The organism is Exiguobacterium sp. SH1S1 (assembly GCF_004337245.1).
GTDB lineage: Bacteria > Bacillota > Bacilli > Exiguobacteriales > Exiguobacteriaceae > Exiguobacterium > Exiguobacterium aurantiacum_A.
The window spans coordinates 114,524-133,497 of the sequence record NZ_SJUZ01000004.1 but is presented as its reverse complement, the minus strand read 5'-3'; the positions used below and the strand labels follow the sequence as shown (position 1 = coordinate 133,497).

Annotated in this window: 24 protein-coding genes and 1 tRNA gene; 14 read left to right on the top strand and 11 right to left on the bottom strand. The window is 50.8% G+C overall.

Annotated elements, in window-relative coordinates:
* Positions 1–124: 124 nt before the first annotated feature.
* The 6 genes from EVJ23_RS09655 (at position 125) to EVJ23_RS09630 (ending at position 3,002) form a co-directional block, all read left to right on the top strand.
* On the top strand, positions 125–703 hold the full coding sequence (locus tag EVJ23_RS09655; protein ID WP_131465730.1) for a TetR/AcrR family transcriptional regulator: 579 nt from the start codon (positions 125–127) through the stop codon (positions 701–703).
* An 11-nt stretch (positions 704–714) separates the two neighbouring features.
* On the top strand, positions 715–1,044 hold the full coding sequence (locus EVJ23_RS09650; protein ID WP_236633755.1) for a DMT family transporter: 330 nt from the start codon (positions 715–717) through the stop codon (positions 1,042–1,044).
* Entirely contained in the window at positions 1,041–1,355 is a 315-nt protein-coding gene (locus tag EVJ23_RS09645; protein ID WP_070328858.1) for a DMT family transporter, read from the top strand. The genes EVJ23_RS09650 and EVJ23_RS09645 overlap by 4 nt, the downstream gene beginning before the upstream one ends.
* Before the next feature lie 67 nt (positions 1,356–1,422).
* A complete protein-coding gene (locus EVJ23_RS09640) occupies positions 1,423–1,980 on the top strand; it encodes a GNAT family N-acetyltransferase (protein WP_131465726.1) in 558 nt (185 codons plus the stop codon).
* 86 nt (positions 1,981–2,066) lie between these two features.
* Positions 2,067–2,139 (top strand) — tRNA-Val (locus EVJ23_RS09635).
* A gap of 158 nt (positions 2,140–2,297) precedes the next feature.
* Positions 2,298–3,002: a DUF554 domain-containing protein gene (locus EVJ23_RS09630; protein ID WP_016509421.1), complete on the top strand. Its 705-nt coding sequence runs from the start codon at positions 2,298–2,300 to the stop codon at positions 3,000–3,002.
* Between the two features lie 25 nt (positions 3,003–3,027).
* Here the strand turns inward: EVJ23_RS09630 and EVJ23_RS09625 are convergent, their stop codons facing one another.
* The 4 genes from EVJ23_RS09625 to EVJ23_RS09610 form a co-directional block, all read right to left on the bottom strand.
* Positions 3,028–3,243, bottom strand: a complete 216-nt coding sequence (locus tag EVJ23_RS09625) for a FeoB-associated Cys-rich membrane protein (protein WP_131465724.1) — start codon at positions 3,241–3,243, stop codon at positions 3,028–3,030.
* Between the two features lie 15 nt (positions 3,244–3,258).
* Complete coding sequence (gene feoB / locus EVJ23_RS09620) at positions 3,259–5,235, bottom strand: ferrous iron transport protein B (RefSeq protein ID WP_131465722.1); 1,977 nt, start codon at positions 5,233–5,235, stop codon at positions 3,259–3,261.
* Positions 5,232–5,450 (bottom strand): FeoA family protein, encoded by a 219-nt coding sequence (locus tag EVJ23_RS09615; protein WP_236641232.1) that lies wholly within the window; start codon positions 5,448–5,450, stop codon positions 5,232–5,234. The genes feoB and EVJ23_RS09615 overlap by 4 nt, the downstream gene beginning before the upstream one ends.
* Positions 5,451–5,653: 203 nt before the next feature.
* Positions 5,654–6,451: a pyrroline-5-carboxylate reductase family protein gene (locus tag EVJ23_RS09610; RefSeq protein ID WP_236633749.1), complete on the bottom strand. Its 798-nt coding sequence runs from the start codon at positions 6,449–6,451 to the stop codon at positions 5,654–5,656.
* 209 nt (positions 6,452–6,660) lie between these two features.
* Between EVJ23_RS09610 and yidD the strand changes: the two genes are divergently transcribed.
* A complete protein-coding gene (gene yidD / locus EVJ23_RS09605; protein ID WP_083274114.1) occupies positions 6,661–6,930 on the top strand; it encodes a membrane protein insertion efficiency factor YidD in 270 nt (89 codons plus the stop codon).
* A gap of 132 nt (positions 6,931–7,062) precedes the next feature.
* Complete coding sequence (locus EVJ23_RS09600; RefSeq protein WP_131465718.1) at positions 7,063–8,421, top strand: alanine/glycine:cation symporter family protein; 1,359 nt, start codon at positions 7,063–7,065, stop codon at positions 8,419–8,421.
* Between the two features lie 19 nt (positions 8,422–8,440).
* Here EVJ23_RS09600 and EVJ23_RS09595 read toward each other — a convergent pair whose 3' ends face one another.
* Together EVJ23_RS09595 and EVJ23_RS09590 are read right to left on the bottom strand one after the other, a co-directional pair.
* Complete coding sequence (locus EVJ23_RS09595; RefSeq protein WP_131465716.1) at positions 8,441–8,803, bottom strand: potassium channel family protein; 363 nt, start codon at positions 8,801–8,803, stop codon at positions 8,441–8,443.
* A gap of 89 nt (positions 8,804–8,892) precedes the next feature.
* A complete protein-coding gene (locus EVJ23_RS09590) occupies positions 8,893–9,642 on the bottom strand; it encodes a sugar nucleotide-binding protein (RefSeq protein WP_070328866.1) in 750 nt (249 codons plus the stop codon).
* Between the two features lie 101 nt (positions 9,643–9,743).
* Here EVJ23_RS09590 and EVJ23_RS09585 point away from each other — a divergent pair, with 101 nt between their 5' ends.
* Together EVJ23_RS09585 and EVJ23_RS09580 are read left to right on the top strand one after the other, a co-directional pair.
* The gene (locus tag EVJ23_RS09585; RefSeq protein ID WP_236633748.1) at positions 9,744–10,298 is read left to right on the top strand and encodes a GNAT family N-acetyltransferase; all 555 of its coding nucleotides are present in this window, start codon (positions 9,744–9,746) and stop codon (positions 10,296–10,298) included.
* 105 nt (positions 10,299–10,403) lie between these two features.
* Positions 10,404–11,213, top strand: coding sequence for a DUF368 domain-containing protein (locus tag EVJ23_RS09580; RefSeq protein WP_070328868.1), 810 nt, complete (start codon positions 10,404–10,406; stop codon positions 11,211–11,213).
* A gap of 80 nt (positions 11,214–11,293) precedes the next feature.
* On the opposite strand, the gene EVJ23_RS09575 is transcribed toward EVJ23_RS09580, so the two are convergent.
* Positions 11,294–11,848, bottom strand: a complete 555-nt coding sequence (locus EVJ23_RS09575; protein ID WP_016509434.1) for a methyltransferase family protein — start codon at positions 11,846–11,848, stop codon at positions 11,294–11,296.
* Positions 11,849–11,947: 99 nt separating this feature from the next.
* Positions 11,948–12,793: an ABC transporter ATP-binding protein gene (locus EVJ23_RS09570; RefSeq protein ID WP_070328869.1), complete on the bottom strand. Its 846-nt coding sequence runs from the start codon at positions 12,791–12,793 to the stop codon at positions 11,948–11,950.
* A gap of 190 nt (positions 12,794–12,983) precedes the next feature.
* On the opposite strand from EVJ23_RS09570, the gene EVJ23_RS09565 reads away from it, so the two are divergent.
* Positions 12,984–14,033 (top strand): NAD(P)/FAD-dependent oxidoreductase, encoded by a 1,050-nt coding sequence (locus tag EVJ23_RS09565; RefSeq protein ID WP_070328870.1) that lies wholly within the window; start codon positions 12,984–12,986, stop codon positions 14,031–14,033.
* Positions 14,034–14,043: 10 nt separating this feature from the next.
* Here the strand turns inward: EVJ23_RS09565 and EVJ23_RS09560 are convergent, their stop codons facing one another.
* Positions 14,044–14,457 (bottom strand): VOC family protein, encoded by a 414-nt coding sequence (locus tag EVJ23_RS09560; RefSeq protein ID WP_131465711.1) that lies wholly within the window; start codon positions 14,455–14,457, stop codon positions 14,044–14,046.
* A gap of 102 nt (positions 14,458–14,559) precedes the next feature.
* Here EVJ23_RS09560 and EVJ23_RS09555 point away from each other — a divergent pair, with 102 nt between their 5' ends.
* Positions 14,560–14,931: a hypothetical protein gene (locus tag EVJ23_RS09555; RefSeq protein WP_070328872.1), complete on the top strand. Its 372-nt coding sequence runs from the start codon at positions 14,560–14,562 to the stop codon at positions 14,929–14,931.
* Between the two features lie 62 nt (positions 14,932–14,993).
* On the opposite strand, the gene EVJ23_RS09550 is transcribed toward EVJ23_RS09555, so the two are convergent.
* Positions 14,994–15,875 (bottom strand): hypothetical protein, encoded by an 882-nt coding sequence (locus EVJ23_RS09550; protein ID WP_131465709.1) that lies wholly within the window; start codon positions 15,873–15,875, stop codon positions 14,994–14,996.
* A gap of 331 nt (positions 15,876–16,206) precedes the next feature.
* Between EVJ23_RS09550 and EVJ23_RS09545 the strand changes: the two genes are divergently transcribed.
* Complete coding sequence (locus EVJ23_RS09545; protein ID WP_035385937.1) at positions 16,207–16,428, top strand: hypothetical protein; 222 nt, start codon at positions 16,207–16,209, stop codon at positions 16,426–16,428.
* 176 nt (positions 16,429–16,604) lie between these two features.
* Here the strand turns inward: EVJ23_RS09545 and EVJ23_RS09540 are convergent, their stop codons facing one another.
* On the bottom strand, positions 16,605–17,519 hold the full coding sequence (locus tag EVJ23_RS09540) for a hypothetical protein (protein ID WP_070328874.1): 915 nt from the start codon (positions 17,517–17,519) through the stop codon (positions 16,605–16,607).
* Between the two features lie 201 nt (positions 17,520–17,720).
* Here EVJ23_RS09540 and EVJ23_RS09535 point away from each other — a divergent pair, with 201 nt between their 5' ends.
* On the top strand, positions 17,721–18,935 hold the full coding sequence (locus EVJ23_RS09535) for an LCP family protein (RefSeq protein ID WP_131465707.1): 1,215 nt from the start codon (positions 17,721–17,723) through the stop codon (positions 18,933–18,935).
* Positions 18,936–18,974: the final 39 nt, after the last annotated feature.

The window sequence follows — 18,974 nt, the reverse complement described above, 5'->3', positions numbered from 1 at the left end:
ATCATTCCTTCCTCTGACAATCTCTTCTCATTTTGGCGTTGTCCGTACAAAAACTCAATCCGGAAATTTGACTACCTACCGTTCGTTAGGTAAAGTAAGGGGAGATGAAAGGGGTAGATCGCATATGACCACGAAACAGCGCATTGAACAAGCTGCCAGACGCCGGTTCGCGCTTGAAGGATATGAAGGATTATCTTTGGCGGCGCTCGCCGAAGATGTCGGGATTAAGAAGGCGTCTTTATATGCGCACATCGACGGAAAAGAACAGCTGTTCAAACAAGTCGTCGAACAGATGGCCGAGCGTTACCAGCGAGCTTGGGAACAAGCACGGGACGAGTCAAATGAGGCGGCACCGCTCGAACGGATCGAGGCAATCGTTGAAGCGTTGATTCATTTCTTCGAAGAAGAAGAGACGTGGATGTTGACGAAACGAATGCTGCTCGTACCGCCTCCTGAGCTGCGCGTCTTCATCGAGACGACGATCGGGTCGGTCGAGACCGAGCTCCAGGCGTTTGAGAAAGAGCAATTCCGTTTGGCGATGGAGCGTGGCGATTTACCGGAACAATCGCTCGACGACGTATATGACGCGTACTATTGCTTTTTGGACGGGGCGTTGCTTTCACTCTTTTCGTTTGCAACGAATCGAGCGCAACGACAGCATGCAGCATTTAAAATTTTCAAGAGAGGAGTCGGGTGGACATGAAAAAGGAACAAATGGCTTGGTTGTGGCTCGTGTTCGCCGGACTTCTTGAAATTGTTTGGGCGACGACGATGAAATTGTCGAACGGGTTTACCGTGTTAGGACCGACCGTCGTGACCATCGTGTTATTGATTGTCAGTTTTGGCTTGTTGGCGATGTCGTTCCGTGTGTTGCCAGCTGGCACCGGGTACGCCGTTTTTACGGGTATCGGTGCTGTCGGGACGGTCATCGTTGGAAATATTTTGTTTGATGAGACGATGACGGGAATGAAGATGTTGTTTATCGCGACGCTCCTCATCGGGGTGGTCGGTTTGAAGCAAGTGACAGGAGGTGAGTCGGCATGAGTTGGACATTTTTAATAGGGGCTGGGCTCGCTGAGATGCTTGCTGTTTTCTTCATGGGAAAATCAAAAGGCTATCAGATTTTAAAATGGTCGCTTCTTTCGATCACGACGTTCGCACTAAGTTTTTATTTGTTGTCACGTTCCCTCGAGACGCTGCCGCTCGGACTCGCTTACTCGATTTGGGTCGGGATCGGCGCGGCGGGTGGAGTGATTCTCGGTATGTTGTACTTGAACGAGTCGAGGGATCGCTGGCGTATCTTCTTTTTAATTCTCATTATCGGGAGCGTTATCGGATTGAAAGTCGTGGCGTGAATAGGATTGAAACGAGATGAAAACGGGAATCGAATAGTTCAGACTGTGAACGAAAGGGGCGGGAAAGATGAATCTTGTCGAGTTGCAATCAGAACGTCTACGGCTTGAACATTACACGATCTCCGATTTCTATTTCGTAAAATCGCTACTCCAAGATCCGCGAGTGATGCGTTTCATCAGTCCGGACGGCAAGCCATATACGGATGAACAGACAATCGAATGGTTCGAGAGACAATTGGTCCGCTATACAACGGGCCGACAGACCGGACTCCTCAAACTGATGACACATCACAGCGATGAGCCGATCGGCCATGCCGGGACGCTCTTGCATGAACTTGATGGCAACATCGAGCTCGAGGTCGGTTATTGGCTGGCACCAAAGCACTGGCACATGGGCTACGGCCGGGAAGCGGCCGCGCGTCTCATGCGGCATGCGTTCGAGGAAGGCGAGAAAGACATCATCTCGCTCATTCACCCGGACAACGTGCCGTCACAACGAGTCGCGAAAGCGAACGGATTGCATTGGGACCGTGACACCGAACACGGAGGCATGATTGTGTCCGTGTATGCCGGCGATTTGGAACGTCTATGCCGTCACATGAAGCGGGAAGAAATGACGCGGTGAAAAAAATAAAAAAAGTTTTAAAAAACAGTTGCCAAGGCATTAGTTTCTTGATATATTAATAGTGTCCTAAAGAGAGGACACGACCTGATTCTGTAGCTCAGCTGGGAGAGCGCTACCTTGACAGGGTAGAGGTCGCTGGTTCGAGCCCAGTCAGAATCACTTGGGTGCCAAACCCGATGCGAAACCCATAGGAACGTGGGTTTCCGCGCAGCCACTTCTTACGAGAAGTGGCTTTTTTTGTGTATTCTTTTAATTGACAGCCCACATAAACAGTTGGTATATTCCTCTCAATACATACAGAAACGGGGAATTATACGATGGTATTAACCGGAACAATCGTCAATGCGGCCTTGATCGTGGTCGGCACATTACTCGGGTTGTTGTTTCACCGAATCCCCGAGCGGATGAAAGAGACGGTCACGGCTGCCATCGGTCTCGCCGTCGTCGTGCTTGGCGTGCAGATGGGCATGAAGAGTGAGAACTTTTTAATCGTCATCGGCAGTCTCGTTATCGGAGCCGCACTTGGCGAATGGTGGAAGCTCGACGAGAAGTTGAACGAGATCGGCTATCAGTTGGAACGGCGTCTCGGTGGAAAAAGTAAGTCGAGCATCGCGGAAGGCTTCATCACGGCGACGCTCATCTTTGTAATCGGGGCGATGGCCGTCATCGGGGCGCTCGACAGCGGCCTGCGCGGGGACCATGACGTCCTCTATACAAAAGGGTTGATTGACGGTTTCACGGCGCTTGTGCTCAGTTCGACGCTCGGCATCGGCGTCATGTTCTCGGCCGTACCGGTCTTGTTGTACCAAGGAGCGATCGCGTTGCTCGCCATCCAGATCATGAAGTTTATTCCGGAGTCGCTCATGGATGACTTTATTTTGGAGATGACGGCGACCGGCGGCGTCATGATCGTCGCCATCGGGTTGAACCTGGTCGGGATCACCCGGATTCGTGTCGCCAACTTGCTGCCCGGTATTTTGATGGTCGCGATCATTGTCACCACGTTACATATCTTCCAATGAAAAACGGACTAGCGAAAAAAATGCGCTAGTCCGTTTTTTTGTGGGCCGTGACTGGTTGATCAGGATGTAGTGCTTCCGCAATGATTTGATCCCAGTCTGCGGCGTCACAGGATGTCGTACAAGTCGGTGCGATTTCGCACGTGGCGCATTTACCGGCTTTTGCTTTACGGGTGTAGCGATGGAGCGAATAAGCGGCGTACCCGAATACGGCAAGACCGATCAGTAAATCAAATAAGAACATATGATTTCCTCCTTGTTAAGACAATCCGAACAGACGACCGATTTGATAGATCATCAGTGATACGACGTACGCAACACCAAGCCCATAAAGGCTAGCGACCCACGTCAACTTGGCACTTCCCACCTCGCGCCGAATGACGGCGACGGTCGCTAGACAAGGGACGTACAAGAGGACGAACGCCATGAAGCTATATGCGCTCAACGGCGTAAACACGGGAAGCAACGAAGCAGACAAGTCAGATTCGCTGACCGCATAAATGATCGCCATCGTCGATACGACGACTTCTTTCGCCAAAAAACCTGTGATGAGCGAAGCACCGGCCTGCCACGTCCCGAAACCGAGTGGAACCAACAACGTCGCAACGACCCCGCCGACCATAGCGAGAAAACTCTCATTCATCGGGACGTCCATTCCGGCTGGACCGGAATAGGCGAGTAACCAAATGAAGACGGAACCGCCAAAGATGAACGTACCTGCTTTTCGGACGAACCCTTTCGCTTTTTGCCACGTGCTACGCCAAAGCGTCAACCCTTGGGGGACACGATATGGAGGCTGTTCGACGATAAAGAGGCTGTTCCGATCTTCCGCCGCCAATACGGACGTGAATATTTTCGCGGCAATCAACGCCAGGACGATCCCGAGCATATAGAGCGATAAGACGACGAGCGCTTGGTTTGATGCGAAAAAACTGGCAGCGAAGACGGCATAAATCGGTAGACGCGCCGAGCACGACATGAACGGCGAAATAAAAATCGTGACGAGCCGCTCCCGCTCTTCCTCGACCGTCCGTGCCGCCATAATACCTGGGACGTTACAACCAAATCCAATGATCATCGGAATGAAACTTTTCCCGTTCAGTCCGACGAGTTGCATGAATCGGTCCATGACAATGGCGACACGCGCCATATAGCCAGAGTCCTCTAAAAACGAGATAAAGAAAAAGAGCACGAAAATCTGAGGGACGAAGACGAGGACACCGCCGACACCGGCAATCACCCCATCAATCAGCAACGCCTGGATGAAAGAAGAGGTCCCGAGCAGTTGTAACAACGAGCTCGTTCCGGACGTGACCGGACCCGACAGAAATCCATCCAACAGATCAGACAACGGGGCACCGATCCAGTTGAACGTGATGTGGAACAAGGTATAAAGTACTGTAAAGAAAATAGGTAAGCCCCAGATCGGATGTGTCACGACGGCATCGATGCGGTCGGTGACCGTGGCTTGTTGTGCGCCTTGCTGATCGACGACGTGATGGCGAACGTCTTTCGTCCAGTCGCGTCTGCGTTCTGTAATGTGGGCGTGGGCGAAGCGTCCGAGTTTCACTTCTAACGCTTTACGAATTTCATGTACGGTTCGCGACGACGATTCGAGCTGTTCTGAAATGACGCGATTTCCGGCCAAGTATTGAATGGCGACCCAGCGATCGCGCTCACTCAGTCCCGTCGCTTCAAGAATTTGTTGAATCGCCAGTTCGGTCTCTTCCCCGTAATCGAGTACGAACGGTTCGCGAGGGGTCGTTCGCAGGGAGGATAGGAGGACTTCACAGCCGGCGCCTGTGCGCGCTGTGATCGGAAACACGTCCACGTCCAAACGTTCTTTCAAGCGCTCTAAATTGATGTGGATGCCCCGTCCTTTGGCGACATCGACCATGTTCAGACCGATTTGAAGCGGACGGCCCATTTCGAGCAATTGGAGCGTTAATTGTAAGTTACGTTCGAACTGCGAGGCATCGATGATATTGATCATCCCATCGAACGGTTCCTGAAACAGGAATCGCGAGACGATTGCTTCGTCAGCCGATAGCGGGTCTAAATCATAGACACCGGGCAAGTCGATCAACTGTCCGATGTTTCCATGCAGCTGCCCGATTTTCTGTTCGATCGTGACACCTGCCCAGTTACCGACGTGGGCGAAGGAACCGGTCAATCGGTTAAATAGAGACGTTTTTCCGGTGTTCGGGTTTCCGATTAAGGCAATCCGTTGCGTCATGGGACGATCACCCCAATCTGTTCAGCGTCACAGCGACGGATGGCAATCATTTGTTGATGTTCGATTTGTTCAATCGTGAGCGGTCCGGAAAAGATGGCCCGGCGCTTGATTCGGACGGAGCAACCTTCATAAAATCCTAAGGCGATCATGCGACGCCGCAAGCGGTCATCAATTCTCGTTAAATCGGATATGAGCACTGGTTGATGTAGCGGCATAGCAAGTAATGAACTCATTAAGATCTCTCCATTTTAGTCAAATGATAATTCTTCTCATTTGGTAGCATAACACGTTCTTTACTATCGGGAAGCAGGATTATTTGTGGATTTTATGACTTCTAAAAAATAGTAGTGCGAGAATTAAAAAAACCGCCCGATGTAAGTCGGAATAAAATCCGGCTTGCATCGGGCGGTTCAAGTACTTACGTTCTTTCAATCGTTGCGTCGATAGGATCATGATTTTCTTTCGCGCTCTCGCGGAGCGCGGACGACATCACGTCAGACAAGTCACGTGAGCGGAGCACGCCGACACCGCGATCGGTCGGTCCATCAGGTGCGGCGACGTCTGCGATCAGCTCGTCGGTCGGACGTGTCTCATGCAACAATAACTCGGCTGATCCTTTCATCGCTTGAGCGACGATTTGGCGGGCCGTGTCTTCATCAAACCCGGCTTCTGTCAGCACCGGGGTCATCGAACCGACGATCTCGTAAAAGAACGCAGGACTGCATCCGGCCGCCGCCATGAAAGCCGACATCGTTTTCGCGTCCGTTACGGCCGTCCGACCGACACGGTTGAACAGTGCCGTCGCCGTCTCGCGGTCGGTCGCATCTGTCTCAGGTCCGAACCAGAGTCCGGTCATCCCGGTTTGATGGGCGACCGGGGTGTTCGGCATCGCGCAGATGGCTGGGATGCCGGCTACTTCTTCAAGCTCGCTCGGCTCGATATGCGCCGCAACGGATACGAGCAGTGGTGTTTTCCACGTCTGTGATTGAGCGTAAGCTAAGACGCCGTCTGGTTGCATCGCGAGCACGACGATTGTATAAGCGTTGACGTCTTCTGTTTCGACGATCTGTACGCCGAGTTCATCTTGCAGCTGCTCTAGACGTGCAAGGTCGCTCCGGTTCGTCATCGTAATCTGTTCAGGGGAGAGCCCGGAAGCGATCCAGCCTCGGACGAGTGCCTCGCTCATCGATCCTGCTCCTACCATTAATATGTTCATTTCCGTCACCTCTTCATTCATTTGATTCGGTCGTATATATGTTGCCTATCATAACAAATGTTCGAACAATTATCGCCTGCCACGCTTGAATTGTAAAAGAAAGGAAAAAAACTCGTCGTTTTGTAACGAGAATCGACGAAGCGCTGCAGATGACAATTCACGCAGTCCGGGCTATCATTGCAGTAATCTGACTGAGCGAGGCGATTGAAATGAAACGAGTATTAGTACGTGGGATTCAAGGGTACCAACGCTTTATTTCTCCTTTAAAGCCCCCGACGTGCCGATTTTATCCGAGCTGTTCGCACTACGGGATTGAGGCGATTGAGAAGCATGGCGCTGTCAAAGGCGGGTATTTGACGACGCGGCGCCTGTTGCGGTGCCAACCGTTTCATTCGGGCGGACTTGACTATGTGCCGGACGATTTTGATTGGAAAGCCCCTCTGCAACGCGAAAAGCCACCGTCACAGCGAGACGTCTAACCGACGGCTCGCTGTTTTAGATACAGGGCGTTTATCCCCTTCTTTGTTTTAGCACAATACTTTTGACAACGTTCCGAGTATTCTGAAAAAATAGAGGTGTATTTATTACATAAGGGGAGAGGGGATTACAGCATGAGTCAATCGTTCAGCGAACTAATCGGTACGATTTCAGACTTTGTGTGGGGACCGCCGCTGTTAATTTTGCTTGTGGGGACAGGCGTTTATTTGACGGTGCGTCTCGGGGGACTCCAAATCACGAAGTTGCCTTACGCGTTGAAACTCGCATTCTCTAAAAATCAAGATAAGACGTCACGAGGAGATATTAGCCACTTCCAAGCGCTCATGACAGCGCTCGCGGCGACCGTCGGTACGGGGAATATCGTCGGTGTCGCGACTGCGGTCGTCCTCGGGGGACCAGGCGCGATCGTTTGGATGTGGGTATCGGGCTTCTTCGGGATGGCAACAAAGTACGCCGAGGCCGTGCTCGCCGTCAAGTACCGGGTGACGGACGAACGTGGTCAAATGGCCGGAGGACCGATGTATTATTTGGAACGGGGCTTGAAGCAACGCTGGCTCGCAGTCGCGTTTGCAGCGTTCGCCTCACTGGCCGCGTTCGGGATCGGGAACGGGGTTCAAACGAATTCGGTCGCGTTAGCGCTCAACTCGACGTTCGACGTTCCGCTTTACGTGTCGGGTATCTTGATGATGATTTTCACGGGCGCCGTCATTCTCGGTGGTGTCAAATCGATCGGTCGTGTCGTCAGTTACTTCGTCCCGGTCATGATCGTCTTTTACTTAGGGAGCGGTCTCTTGATCATGATCATGAACTACACACTCATCCCCGATGCGATCGCGCTCATCTTTAGCAGCACGTTCAGTGCCGAAGCGATTGGCGGCGGGGCCATCGGGGCAGCCATCCGGTACGGGGTTGCGCGCGGAGTCTTCTCGAACGAAGCTGGTCTTGGCTCGGCTCCGATCGCTGCGGCCGCGGCCAAGACGGACATGCCAGGTCGTCAAGGCCTCGTCTCGATGACGCAGGTGTTTCTTGATACGTTGATCGTCTGTTCGGTCACCGGGATCACGCTCGTCATGGGCGGTCAAATCGGATCGGGACTTGAAGGGGTCGAGTTGACGACGGCGACGTTCGAACAGTTCCTCGGGCCGTTCGGCAGTTATGTCGTCACAATCGGTCTCGTCATGTTCGCTTACTCGACGGTGCTCGGTTGGTCGTATTATGGTGAGCGATCGATTCATTACTTATTCGGTCAAAAATCAATCATCCCATATCGGATCGCATTCGTACTCGTCGCTGGACTCGGGGCGATGACGACGAACTTGAACATGGTGTGGGCACTGTCTGACGTCTTCAACGGCTTGATGGCCATCCCGAACTTGATCGGGCTCTTGTTCTTGTCGGGCGTCGTCATCGCTGAGACGAAGCGCTTTAATCAGCAATTGGCAATCGAGAATCGAAGTCGAAAAGCATCATAACGAACGAACGCCGCTATCCTTAATCGGATGGCGGCATTTTACGTTTGTTCTTGATCTCCTCAAGTCGTGCTTGCTGCAAATGATTGAATACTTGGGTGATGAACCCGACCATGATGCCGACGCCGGTGATGACGTAACCGATCGTGAACACTTTGCCGATATCGGTCGTCGGGACGAAATCACCGTAGCCGATCGTCGTGAGCGTGATGACGCTGAAATAGAGGGCGTCTAACCAACGCATATCTTCAAAACGGGAGTAAAACAGCGTACCTGACAAAATCGTGAGGAATGCTAGACTGAACAGAACTTGAAATTCAGGCTCTTTCAACCCACGCCATATTCCACGAAACATGCGACGAAACGTCAAAATGAATGAGAGCATACGGCCCCCTCCCTTCCTATGTAAGTTTGTTCGGTAGAAGCGAGGTAACATCCTTTATAACCATAAAATGAGTCGACGAATTCGTCGACTCATTTTGTATGAAGTGTCAATCGTTTCGTGATCGGTTGGATCGTGATGTTCATGTCGACCATCCGATTGTCGCGTTTTGGTTCATCCGTTCGCTCGACGCGCCACGCGAGGTCATGCAACTCGTTTAACGAAGTGGCGATGTCATAGAACGACAGGCTCGGATTGCCGTTCAATTGATATAGACCCGGACCGCGCTTCGTCAATATCTCGAACAATGCGTCAGCCGTGTCTTCTAAAAAGGAGCAGGATGGATACCAGTGTGCGCTCGCATTGATGACACCGTGCTGGTTCATTTCATTCGTAAAATAGTCCATCATATTATTCGAACCGGCAGCTTCGCCGATTTGCCAGCCGAGTCGGACGATTTGTGCACCAGGGTTGGTCCGGGCGATTGCTTCTTCGCAGGCGCGTTTGTAGGTGCCGTACTCGTCCGTTGCGTCAGGTGGTGTGTCCGGCGTGATTGGACCAGTCACATTGTCTGAGAATACCGAGACCGTGCTCGTAAACAAGAACGGGATGTTGTATTCTCCGCAAAGGCGGGCCAACGTTTCCGCCCATTCAACCGATCCCATACCGATATGAAGAAAATAATGAGGACGCACCGATTCGATAAATTCACGCATCGCCGCCTCGTCTGACGTCGAAACTTTTGACCTGTCCCAAGCGACAGGTTCGATCCCATGTCGTTGTATTGTTTTGGCGACGACCGGTGCGACTGTACCGTTCATGCCCGTTAAAATAGCTTTCATTACAAATTCCTCCCTTCTGTTTCTATCATCCCACACTTCTAGATGTGACAAACCACCAGTTTCTAGCTTTGTGCTAAACTGATTGATGGAGGAGATAAATGATGAACATTCGACACGCACAGTCAAACGAAAGTGGAGCAATCGCACCGCTCGTTTACTCAGCGATTCATGATATCGCCTATTCATTGACGGGGACGGCAGACCAAAAGCAAGTGCTTGAGCGCTTAGCGATGTGGATCGGTCGGCCGAACAACCGGTTAAGTTATGAAAACATTTGGGTGGCAGACATAGACGGCGTCATCGCAGGCGTTATTATCGCCTATGAGGGCAAGCGCGCGATTGAGTTGGATGAGCCGATTAAGCAATGGCTCATCGAACATGGGCAGCCTGGACATCTTGACGTGGAGACGGAAGGAGACGTTTTGTATATCGATTCCGTGGCCGTCGACTCAGAATTTGGAGGACGCGGAATCGGCACGAAATTGATCCAGCGAGTGGTCGAACATGCTCGCGAAACAAACATCCCGGCCGTCACACTCAACGTCGACCAGGGCAATCCGGCAGCGGCTCGTCTGTACGAACGTCTTGGATTCCGCAAACATAAAGAGATTGAGATTTCAGGAGACCGTTTCGATTATATGATGCTCGACTTGTGAAACATGGACCGAAGTCCGAGTCTCAGTCTCGAAACCGATGCAAAACCCGAGCTTCTCGGATATACTAAGTGCTTGAAACGAATCAGATATAAAAGGAGATCGATTATGGAGTGGAAAAATATCCTGCGCGGTATCGCGATGGGGACGAGTGACTTGATTCCTGGCGTCAGCGGGGGGACAATCGCAGTCATTTTAGGGATTTACGATCGATTGATCGAAGCGATCAGCGGTGTGTTCAGTCGGCAGTGGAAAAAGCATATTGGGTTTCTAATTCCGTTAGCAATCGGAATGGGAACCGCGATTTTAGGACTGAGCCGTCTAATTGAATTTTTATTGTTAGAATACTATGCACCGACACAGTTCTTTTTCATCGGCTTGATTCTTGGGATTATCCCACTGTTGATGTTTGAATTTAAATCGCGTGCGACGATGCGCCCCGTGCACATCGTGGCGATGGTGATCGGAGCGATTCTAGTAGCAAGTATGGCAATCATCAAACCGGCCGACACAGCCATTATTACTGAACTGTCGACCGGCACGGCGCTGTTGTTGTTCTTCTCGGGTTGGCTCGGCAGTATGGCGATGTTGCTCCCGGGGATCAGCGGCTCGTTCGTCTTGCTCTTGATCGGCGTGTACCCGACGGTCATCAGCGCCTTGTCGAACTTGAACGTGCTCATTATCGGGATCGTCGGACTCGGTGTAGCCGTCGGATTCATCGTCAGCAGTAAAGTGATCCGTTATTTGCTCGGGAATTTCCCGGGCATGACGTTCTCGGTCATCTTAGGACTCGTCATCGGGTCCCTCGCCGTCGTCTTCCCGGGTCTTCCGGAGACGGCGACGATGTGGGTCTTGAGCGTTGTTTCGTTCGTTGCCGGTTTTTTGATCGTCCGACTGCTCGGCCGATTTTCCGTATAAAAAATGCGATCCTGTCATTTGCTGACAGGATCGCATTTTTGTTGGGTCGAGGTTATCAATTCGTGTTTTTCGACGCTTGTTCAATAAATGAACGGAATCAATCGTTTTCGTGATTTCGCCCAAGTTTGATAGGCGCTGCCGAAGTGTGACGTCAACATCTGTTCTTCGATATGGATGCGCCAAAGCAAGGCGATCCCCATGGCGAACGTACCGACGAGCGCGACGCCCCAATGACTGAAATAGAGCGAAAATCCGAACGTGATAAATAATAGCCCGGTATAGAGCGGATGGCGCAAAAAGCGGTACGGTCCAGAGCTGACGATCTCATCAGCAGGACGGACGACGACGTGACGAGTGAATTGATGACGCAAATGCGCGATTCCCCAGTAACGAAGTGAAACACCGGCTATGTAACACCCGAGCCCGAGCCAACGGACTAGGAGCGGTTGGCGTGTTTCAGTGAAAATAGATAAACCGATCGAGACGGCGAACACGGTGACCATAATGAGTGAGACGATGTAAAAGCTCATGTGCTCACTGTTGCCATCGGTCGGTTCATCACGATTACGGTATCGCCTCATCTCATACAGCCATGCGGTCGAGACGAGAATGAACAAACCATCGAGCCAATCCATAGCGTTTCCCCCTTTCTTCAATATGTTCCACTCATTACCCGCCTCTTCCTGCTGAAAAACGCCTCGCAATGTGCGAGGCGCTCCGTTCGCTTCATCATACTAACGAGAACTAGCAACGAGATCAGCACTCGAAGGGTCGAGCGCTTCACGTTGAATCTCATCTTTTATAAGTTGGTAGGTGAGGCACATCGGTTTTTCGGTCCGTGGGTCTCGTCCGATGATGGCATCGATATGAAAGACTTGTCTAAGGACGAGCGGACAAATGACTTCCTCGGCGGAGCCCGTCGCGAGCACTTCTCCGTCTTTCATGGCGACGATATGGTCGGCAAACCGGGCGGCCTGATTCAAGTCGTGGAGGACCATGACGATCGTCCGGCCCTGCTCGCGGTTCAACGTCTCGAGTAGTTCGAGCACTTCGAGCTGATGCGCGAGATCGAGATACGTCGTCGGCTCATCTAAAAATATCAAGTCCGTCTCTTGGGCCAGTGCCATCGCGATCCACACCCGTTGGCGTTGTCCGCCTGAAAGGGCGTCGACGCTTCGATCTTTGAACTCGAGCGTACCGGTCACGTCAAGCGCCCAATCAATCACTTCATGGTCATGTTTCGATAAACGACCAAACCCGGATTGATAAGGAAAGCGACCGTACGAGACGAGTTCTCCCACGGTCAAGCCGCCAGCGCCTTCAGGCGTTTGCGACAAAATCGCCATCTTTTGGGCGATTTCTTTCGTATTGCATTTGGCGATGTCCGCTCCGTCTAAATGGACCGAACCGTTAGACGGGGACAGAATCCGAGTCATGGCTTTCAAGAGTGTCGATTTCCCACAACCGTTCGGGCCGATGATGGTTGTGATTTGACGGTCCGGGATCGATAAACTCAATTGCTTCACAATTGTTTTGCCGCCGTAACCGACCTCGATGTCTGCCGTATGGATCCGTGACATGTGGATTCCCCTCTCCTCGTAACAGTAGTTTTGATAATGATTCTCAATGTAACGTCAACTATAGCAGTCTGAATGAAAAGCTGTCAACGAATGTTTTGATATCAAAATAGATTGTCTGAACTAAAATTTCGATGTATATTAAATGAGAATGATAATCAGTGACGGTAAATGTTTAAGGAGGATGGAGCGGATGAGCGAACAGGACGTGTACGACGTAACAATCATTGGTGGCGGTCCGGCGGGATTGTATGCCGCTTTTTATAGCGGGTTGCGCGGGATGAAGACGAAGTTGATCGAATTTCAACCGCATCTCGGTGGTAAGATCCATGTCTATCCGGAGAAGATGATTTGGGATATCGGTGGCGTCACCCCGACGACGGGTGCCCGCCTCATCGAACAATTGATCGAGCAAGGTCTCACGTTCGATCCGACCGTCGTGCTCGGCGAGAAAGTAGAATCGATGGCGAAAGATCATACTGGTCATTTCGTGCTCGATACGACGAACGGCCGGCACGTGTCAAAGACGGTCATCGTCGCGACGGGGAGCGGTATTTTACAACCTCAAAAAATTGAGATCAGCGGGGCGGAGCGGTTCGAAGTCTCGAACCTTCATTATACGGTTAAGTCGTTGATGCGTTTTAAAGGGAAGACGGTATTGATTTCCGGTGGCGGCAACAGCGCCATCGATTGGGCGAACGAACTTGAGCCGATTGCGGAGCGCGTGATTTTGACGTATCGAAAAGAAGCGCTCAAAGGGCATGAATCGCAAGTCGACAAGCTCCTCTGTGGCCGAGTCGACTGTCGACTTCATACAACGATCGAGGACTTGATTTCCAATGATGGCACGACGATCCATGCCGTCAAGCTCATCGATTGCGGGACCGGGGCAAGTGAATTGGTCGAGGTCGATGAAGTGGTCATCAACCACGGCTACGAACAGGACTCGGCTCTCCTCAACGACAGCGAATTAAAAGTCGAGATGGTGGATGGGTTCTATGTGAACGGGAACGCGAGCAGCGAATCGTCAGTACCTGGACTTTATGCGGCGGGCGATATTTTGACGCATGAAGGCAAGGTGCATCTGATTGCGGGAGCGTTCCAAGATGCGGCTAACGCGGTCAACCGGGCCAAGACGTTCATCGATCCGGACGCGACGAAGTCGGCGATGGTGTCGTCGCACAACGAACGGTTGAAAGCGAAAAATCGTGATATTATCGAGCGGACAATAATGAAGCAGTGAGGGATGTCCCTCACTGCTTCATTGCCGGATAATCACATAGTTCGACGATGACCCCGCCCGAGTGGCGTGGGTCCATATAGATGAGGCGTCGGCCTTTTGCCGTCGTTCGGAGCGTATCTTCTAAAAACGTGATGCCGTCGCGTTTCAAAGCGGCAATCGATGCTTCTAAATCATCGACCCGATAGGCGATGTGGTGAACGCCTTTGCCGCGTGCTTTCATGAATCGGGCGATCGGGCTCGTCGAACTTGTCGGCAAGAGCAACTCGATCACGTCTTCACCGACGTGAATCACGGCGAGCTCGGTTTCGACACCGGCTGCCGTATTCGTATAACGGTCGACAAGTTTTCCTTGTAACACGTTCGTGTAAAACGAGATCGCTTCGTCTAAGTCGCGAACAGCGATCCCGATGTGGTCAATTTGCATACTAATCCCTCCTCTTGCTCTAGTTTGCCGAAACTTGAACAAAATGTCACTTCACAACGTTTTAGCAAAATCCGATATAGTAGAAGAGGGAGGGACGGCGACATGAACGGAAAGATCACTCTTGGATTGATCAGCGCGTTCGCGCTGGTATCATTTGTGTTTGGACTCTCACTTGCGACATTTGTCGATTATCAGATCAATGAGGAGCAAGTCGTTCTCGAACGACTGACGACCCACAAAAAAATCGGCCCGGCAGAAATCCTTTCGACCGAAGTGGATTTTCATTTGAACGGTTCGAATTATGCGCTTCGCTTCACGGATGAACCTCACATCACGTATTGGTTCAGTGTCGCGGACCGTGAAATTCAATTCGATCGGATTGAATCGTTGGACCGACGTGATATCGGGCTTCGAACCGTGCTGTTCGAAGAGATGCCACCCTTAGCAATCGAATCGGCAAACGCTGCTGAATGAAGAAAAGACGCCAAACGAACGAATCCTTTCCGTGAAAAGGACGTGACGTTTAGCGTCTTTTTCTAATTGAGTGGAAACGATGGCGCGGAAGGCGCCACTTCTTTAATCATCGTGTAGGTTCCTGCTTGGGTTGGCGATCCGCCTTGTCGGATCAAAGCGTATCGTAGCTCTGGTTGGAGCGAAGTCAACGTGACCCGAATCTGTTCAAGCGACCTGAACCGGAAATAAAATTCTTGCTGAATAAAAGACACGGCCTCTTGAATCAATTCATCGCTACCTGACACGTGGAGTTCATATACGTCCAGTCGTCCAGATCCAATTCTTGATCGCATGATGCCGACGATTTTCCCTTTCAATTTAAGGGAATGGAAGACTTCCTGACGACGTTCATGCTCGAGCAGTCGTGATGCAGTCAGCGGCAACACATCAGTCAGCATATGCGCATATTGATTTCGGTAGGCGAGCCAGCTAGAGTGTGTCGCAAAATAATCAACGTGAAGCGACCAGTTCTCGTATGTATATTTTTGGAAAGGGATGAGCGGCAATGTGTAAGTGACAGTCTCGTGATATGGATCAAAACCGAGCACTTCAAACATTCGACGCTTATCTTGGTCGTGGTCTTGTTTGACGTGTAACAGCAACGTTGTGTCATGTATACTGTTTCGACGTATCTCACGGATCAGTCGGTCGAGCAAACCTCGGAAGACATAGCGGTCCCGATACGCCTCGTGCGTGAGCCGGATCATCTGATCCGTTGCATAATCGCTATAGTCGGAGGCGATTGCTGCGACGGGAACATCTCCTTGCCAGGCCGCATGGACATATTGGTGTGGTCGGATGGCGAGGATGTGAGGCGACTCGCCCGGGTTGTACAATTGGTGAAGCAGTGAACGTTTTTTAGGTTGGATTTGGCGACACTCCGCGAATATAAGCGTCCGTTTCATGAGGAATCCTTCTTTCTTCTAAAATAATCACTACCCTTAAATTGTAAGGGCTACCAATTGAAAAATGTCGTGTTCATTTTATGAACATTCATCATGTTTGATTACTGTTTTGACACGTGGAAAGTCAGATTTTTAAAGGGGAATGGTGAGGGAAATGGCTTTGGAATGAGCATTTTATCGAAGTGTGATCCGTGTCGGAACGAGGAAGTTTAGAGCAACGAAGGGGCTGTGAGATTTGTTAAACTTTTCCGGTGGGAAGAGGAGAAACGAATGGGTCGAAGCGAGAGAGACGTGCTATACTGTCAGTGAGAAAAAACGACAGGAGTATGATATGCGATACGTAATAAGTTTATGGTTGGCGCTGCTATTGGTCGGTGTCCCGGCCACGGCTCTTGCCGAGACTGAACCGATTGTAGTCCATGACAATGTCATCGTTGAAGAACAGGTCGAGTTATACGAAGGCTTCCGGTCACCAAATGAGATGGTGTTTATTTTCGTTTTAATTGTTCTGTTGTCAGTGATCGGGTTGGGCATTATTAACGCGATTGAATAACGTGAAAACGTTCACAAAACTGCAATAACTATCCCGGAAGCGGTTTCAAATATCTTTTATACTAGGTATGTAGGAAGGAAGTTCTGCACCAACTTCCACTCCTCTTTTCAGATGAACACCCCTCGTTCATATCATGTTTTGGAGTCAACCGACGCCGTCGGTTGACTCCCTTTTTTTTAAAATTGGATGCGTTTCTCTTTGGCTAGCCGGCGAAGTCGTTTCGTTTCATCAGAATGTCCGCGGCTCTCGAGCATATTGACATACACTTTGAACGGTTCTGAACGGTGTGAGAAGAAGGGGATGTACTCAGAAAACAACTTCCGTTCAGCTTCTGACAATTGTCCGCGCTCAACGAGGAGTTCGAGTTCAAGCATTTTAAGTGCTTGATAGTCCTCAAGTGCACTGTCATCGGACGGGGCTTTGGCAAGTGTCCGTTCACAAAGTGTGATGATGCGTTGATGGAATAAATTCCATTCAAACGAAGTGTAGGGTTGCTCAAGAAGTGTAGAGAGTAAGTCGACCCGTGTCGAATCAACATCTTTTGGGACGTGGAGCGCCGTGTACAAAGAACGATCGATCCACACGTCGGAGGTGGGGGCGTCGAGTTGATAGTAATGAATCAATTGAGTGAGCATCGTGGTTTGCGAGAGTTTCAGCAGTCGAAACGGGTCACTTGTTGAAAATAGGGGCTCTTCCCCTGCCGAAGAGGACAAGAGTAAAAACATTTCCTCATACATCGTCCGTGCCTCTGCTTCATCTTCGGCGTAATACGATAAGTCACGAATGATTTTCTTGGCGTGTATATACCAATTCTTTTGATCGCGTTCGCTCATGATTTGATTTGGCAGCAAGTAGAGGTGATCGTAAGCCAATTCCACGAAGCGTTCAGCGAGGATTACTGTCTGCGAGAGCGAATGTCGCTCGTCTGACGATTTTTGTTCTTTGTAACGAGTGAACTGACTAATCATGTAATCCATATCTTTTTCTTCGATAACGGCTTTAGGGGTGTTTCGGTACATTTCGACGACTAAATCGCGAAGAGTCGTCTCTCCGTACTGTTCAAGTAACATGCGGAGCTTCCCGATGCGCATTAGCTCTCCCTCCCTTCAAAGGACATCGAACGGGCTGCCATGTCTCGTTTATAGGCAGACACCGATTATTATTCCTTTCCCGCTTTTCATTTAAAACAATCCTCGCGTCTCATGCTTAAGACGGATTTTTGCGCTAACCGTTGTCAGAATAGAGTTTGTCGATGATAATGTAGGAAAATCTAAACTATAGAGGTACATCATATGAATGACGATCAACAACTCTCACGTGTCGAACGACGCAGACGTGAATTAGAACGCGAGCGGCTAGAAGAACTGTCTCGCGATGAACAAGTGAATCCGGGTGAGGCGGAAGACGAAGTGATTCGCCCTTCACCAGAGTCGAAGCAAGCGGAAGGACAAGACCATCCATTTTTAGATCGTTCCGATGAAAAACGGACCGAGACGAACAATAATCGAAAACGGAAGGTTCAGGCACCTAAACTGAAGATGCCGTTCGGGAAAAAAGCGAAGCGCCAAAAGCGTGAGGACAAGCGAGAACCTCGCTCTCATGACACGAAAGAGCGTGTTCCGAAGCAGCAAAGCAGCGTACCGCCGAAACAAAAGCCGCAAAAAGACAAGCGCAAGCGCCGAAGTTGGAAAGGAAAGCTCTTGCTCGTCTTGTTGCTCCTCGTGATCGGGGTCGGTTATATGGCATCAAACCCAGTTACGTTCTTAGTCATGGGCAGTGACGCCCGTGTCGGCGAATCGGTGTCCGGTTCACGAACCGATTCGCTTCAGTTGATGGAGTTCGTCCCGCGTTCGCGGACCGTTCAAAACGTATCGATTCCACGAGATACGTATACGACGATCCCTTGTGAACCTGAGCGCGAAGGCGATAAGATTACCCATGCCTTCGCTTATGGAGGCGCTGAGTGTACGGTCGGTGCAGTCGAAGGATTGACCGAGACTTCGGTCGACGGTCAAGTCGTCATCACGTTCGAGACGTTCATGGAATTGATCGACGTCGTCGGCGGAGTGAACATCACGGCCACCCATTCGTTCAGCGAAAAGGGGTTTAATCAAACGTATGAATACACGGAAGGTGTATCGTATTCGATGGACGGGGATATGGCGCTCGCCTACGCGCGACATCGTAAATCGGATACAGACGGTGCCCGTTCAAGTCGCCAAACCGAAGTCATGTCGGCAGTGGCCGACAAGTTGGTAAGCCCGGCCGGATGGTCGAAGATCCCGGCCACGTACAGTTTTATGAAAGATGAGATGGGGCTCGAAATGAATCCGCTGCAAATGGCGTCGGTTGGCCTCACGATGATGCTTCAACCCGAAGTGAACAAACTTCAAGTCGACGGACAAGATGCTTACATTGACAACATCTACTATTACCAACCGAATGAAGAGAGCGTCCAATCGATTCGTGACGCGCTCGACTTAACGATGTGGGGAACTGTGAGATAATTTTGCGAAACGGGTTTGATTCCGTACGGAAAGAGGAAT

Coding starts and splice junctions, on each gene's coding strand:
- EVJ23_RS09655 (WP_131465730.1), top strand. CDS start 125: ATGACCACGAAACAGCGCATTGAACAAGCTGCCAGACGCCGGTTCGCG.
- EVJ23_RS09650 (WP_236633755.1), top strand. CDS start 715: ATGGCTTGGTTGTGGCTCGTGTTCGCCGGACTTCTTGAAATTGTTTGG.
- EVJ23_RS09645 (WP_070328858.1), top strand. CDS start 1,041: ATGAGTTGGACATTTTTAATAGGGGCTGGGCTCGCTGAGATGCTTGCT.
- EVJ23_RS09640 (WP_131465726.1), top strand. CDS start 1,423: ATGAATCTTGTCGAGTTGCAATCAGAACGTCTACGGCTTGAACATTAC.
- EVJ23_RS09630 (WP_016509421.1), top strand. CDS start 2,298: ATGGTATTAACCGGAACAATCGTCAATGCGGCCTTGATCGTGGTCGGC.
- EVJ23_RS09625 (WP_131465724.1), bottom strand. CDS start 3,243: ATGTTCTTATTTGATTTACTGATCGGTCTTGCCGTATTCGGGTACGCC.
- feoB (WP_131465722.1), bottom strand. CDS start 5,235: ATGACGCAACGGATTGCCTTAATCGGAAACCCGAACACCGGAAAAACG.
- EVJ23_RS09615 (WP_236641232.1), bottom strand. CDS start 5,450: ATGCCGCTACATCAACCAGTGCTCATATCCGATTTAACGAGAATTGAT.
- EVJ23_RS09610 (WP_236633749.1), bottom strand. CDS start 6,451: ATGAACATATTAATGGTAGGAGCAGGATCGATGAGCGAGGCACTCGTC.
- yidD (WP_083274114.1), top strand. CDS start 6,661: ATGAAACGAGTATTAGTACGTGGGATTCAAGGGTACCAACGCTTTATT.
- EVJ23_RS09600 (WP_131465718.1), top strand. CDS start 7,063: ATGAGTCAATCGTTCAGCGAACTAATCGGTACGATTTCAGACTTTGTG.
- EVJ23_RS09595 (WP_131465716.1), bottom strand. CDS start 8,803: ATGCTCTCATTCATTTTGACGTTTCGTCGCATGTTTCGTGGAATATGG.
- EVJ23_RS09590 (WP_070328866.1), bottom strand. CDS start 9,642: ATGAAAGCTATTTTAACGGGCATGAACGGTACAGTCGCACCGGTCGTC.
- EVJ23_RS09585 (WP_236633748.1), top strand. CDS start 9,744: ATGAACATTCGACACGCACAGTCAAACGAAAGTGGAGCAATCGCACCG.
- EVJ23_RS09580 (WP_070328868.1), top strand. CDS start 10,404: ATGGAGTGGAAAAATATCCTGCGCGGTATCGCGATGGGGACGAGTGAC.
- EVJ23_RS09575 (WP_016509434.1), bottom strand. CDS start 11,848: ATGGATTGGCTCGATGGTTTGTTCATTCTCGTCTCGACCGCATGGCTG.
- EVJ23_RS09570 (WP_070328869.1), bottom strand. CDS start 12,793: ATGTCACGGATCCATACGGCAGACATCGAGGTCGGTTACGGCGGCAAA.
- EVJ23_RS09565 (WP_070328870.1), top strand. CDS start 12,984: ATGAGCGAACAGGACGTGTACGACGTAACAATCATTGGTGGCGGTCCG.
- EVJ23_RS09560 (WP_131465711.1), bottom strand. CDS start 14,457: ATGCAAATTGACCACATCGGGATCGCTGTTCGCGACTTAGACGAAGCG.
- EVJ23_RS09555 (WP_070328872.1), top strand. CDS start 14,560: ATGAACGGAAAGATCACTCTTGGATTGATCAGCGCGTTCGCGCTGGTA.
- EVJ23_RS09550 (WP_131465709.1), bottom strand. CDS start 15,875: ATGAAACGGACGCTTATATTCGCGGAGTGTCGCCAAATCCAACCTAAA.
- EVJ23_RS09545 (WP_035385937.1), top strand. CDS start 16,207: ATGCGATACGTAATAAGTTTATGGTTGGCGCTGCTATTGGTCGGTGTC.
- EVJ23_RS09540 (WP_070328874.1), bottom strand. CDS start 17,519: ATGCGCATCGGGAAGCTCCGCATGTTACTTGAACAGTACGGAGAGACG.
- EVJ23_RS09535 (WP_131465707.1), top strand. CDS start 17,721: ATGAATGACGATCAACAACTCTCACGTGTCGAACGACGCAGACGTGAA.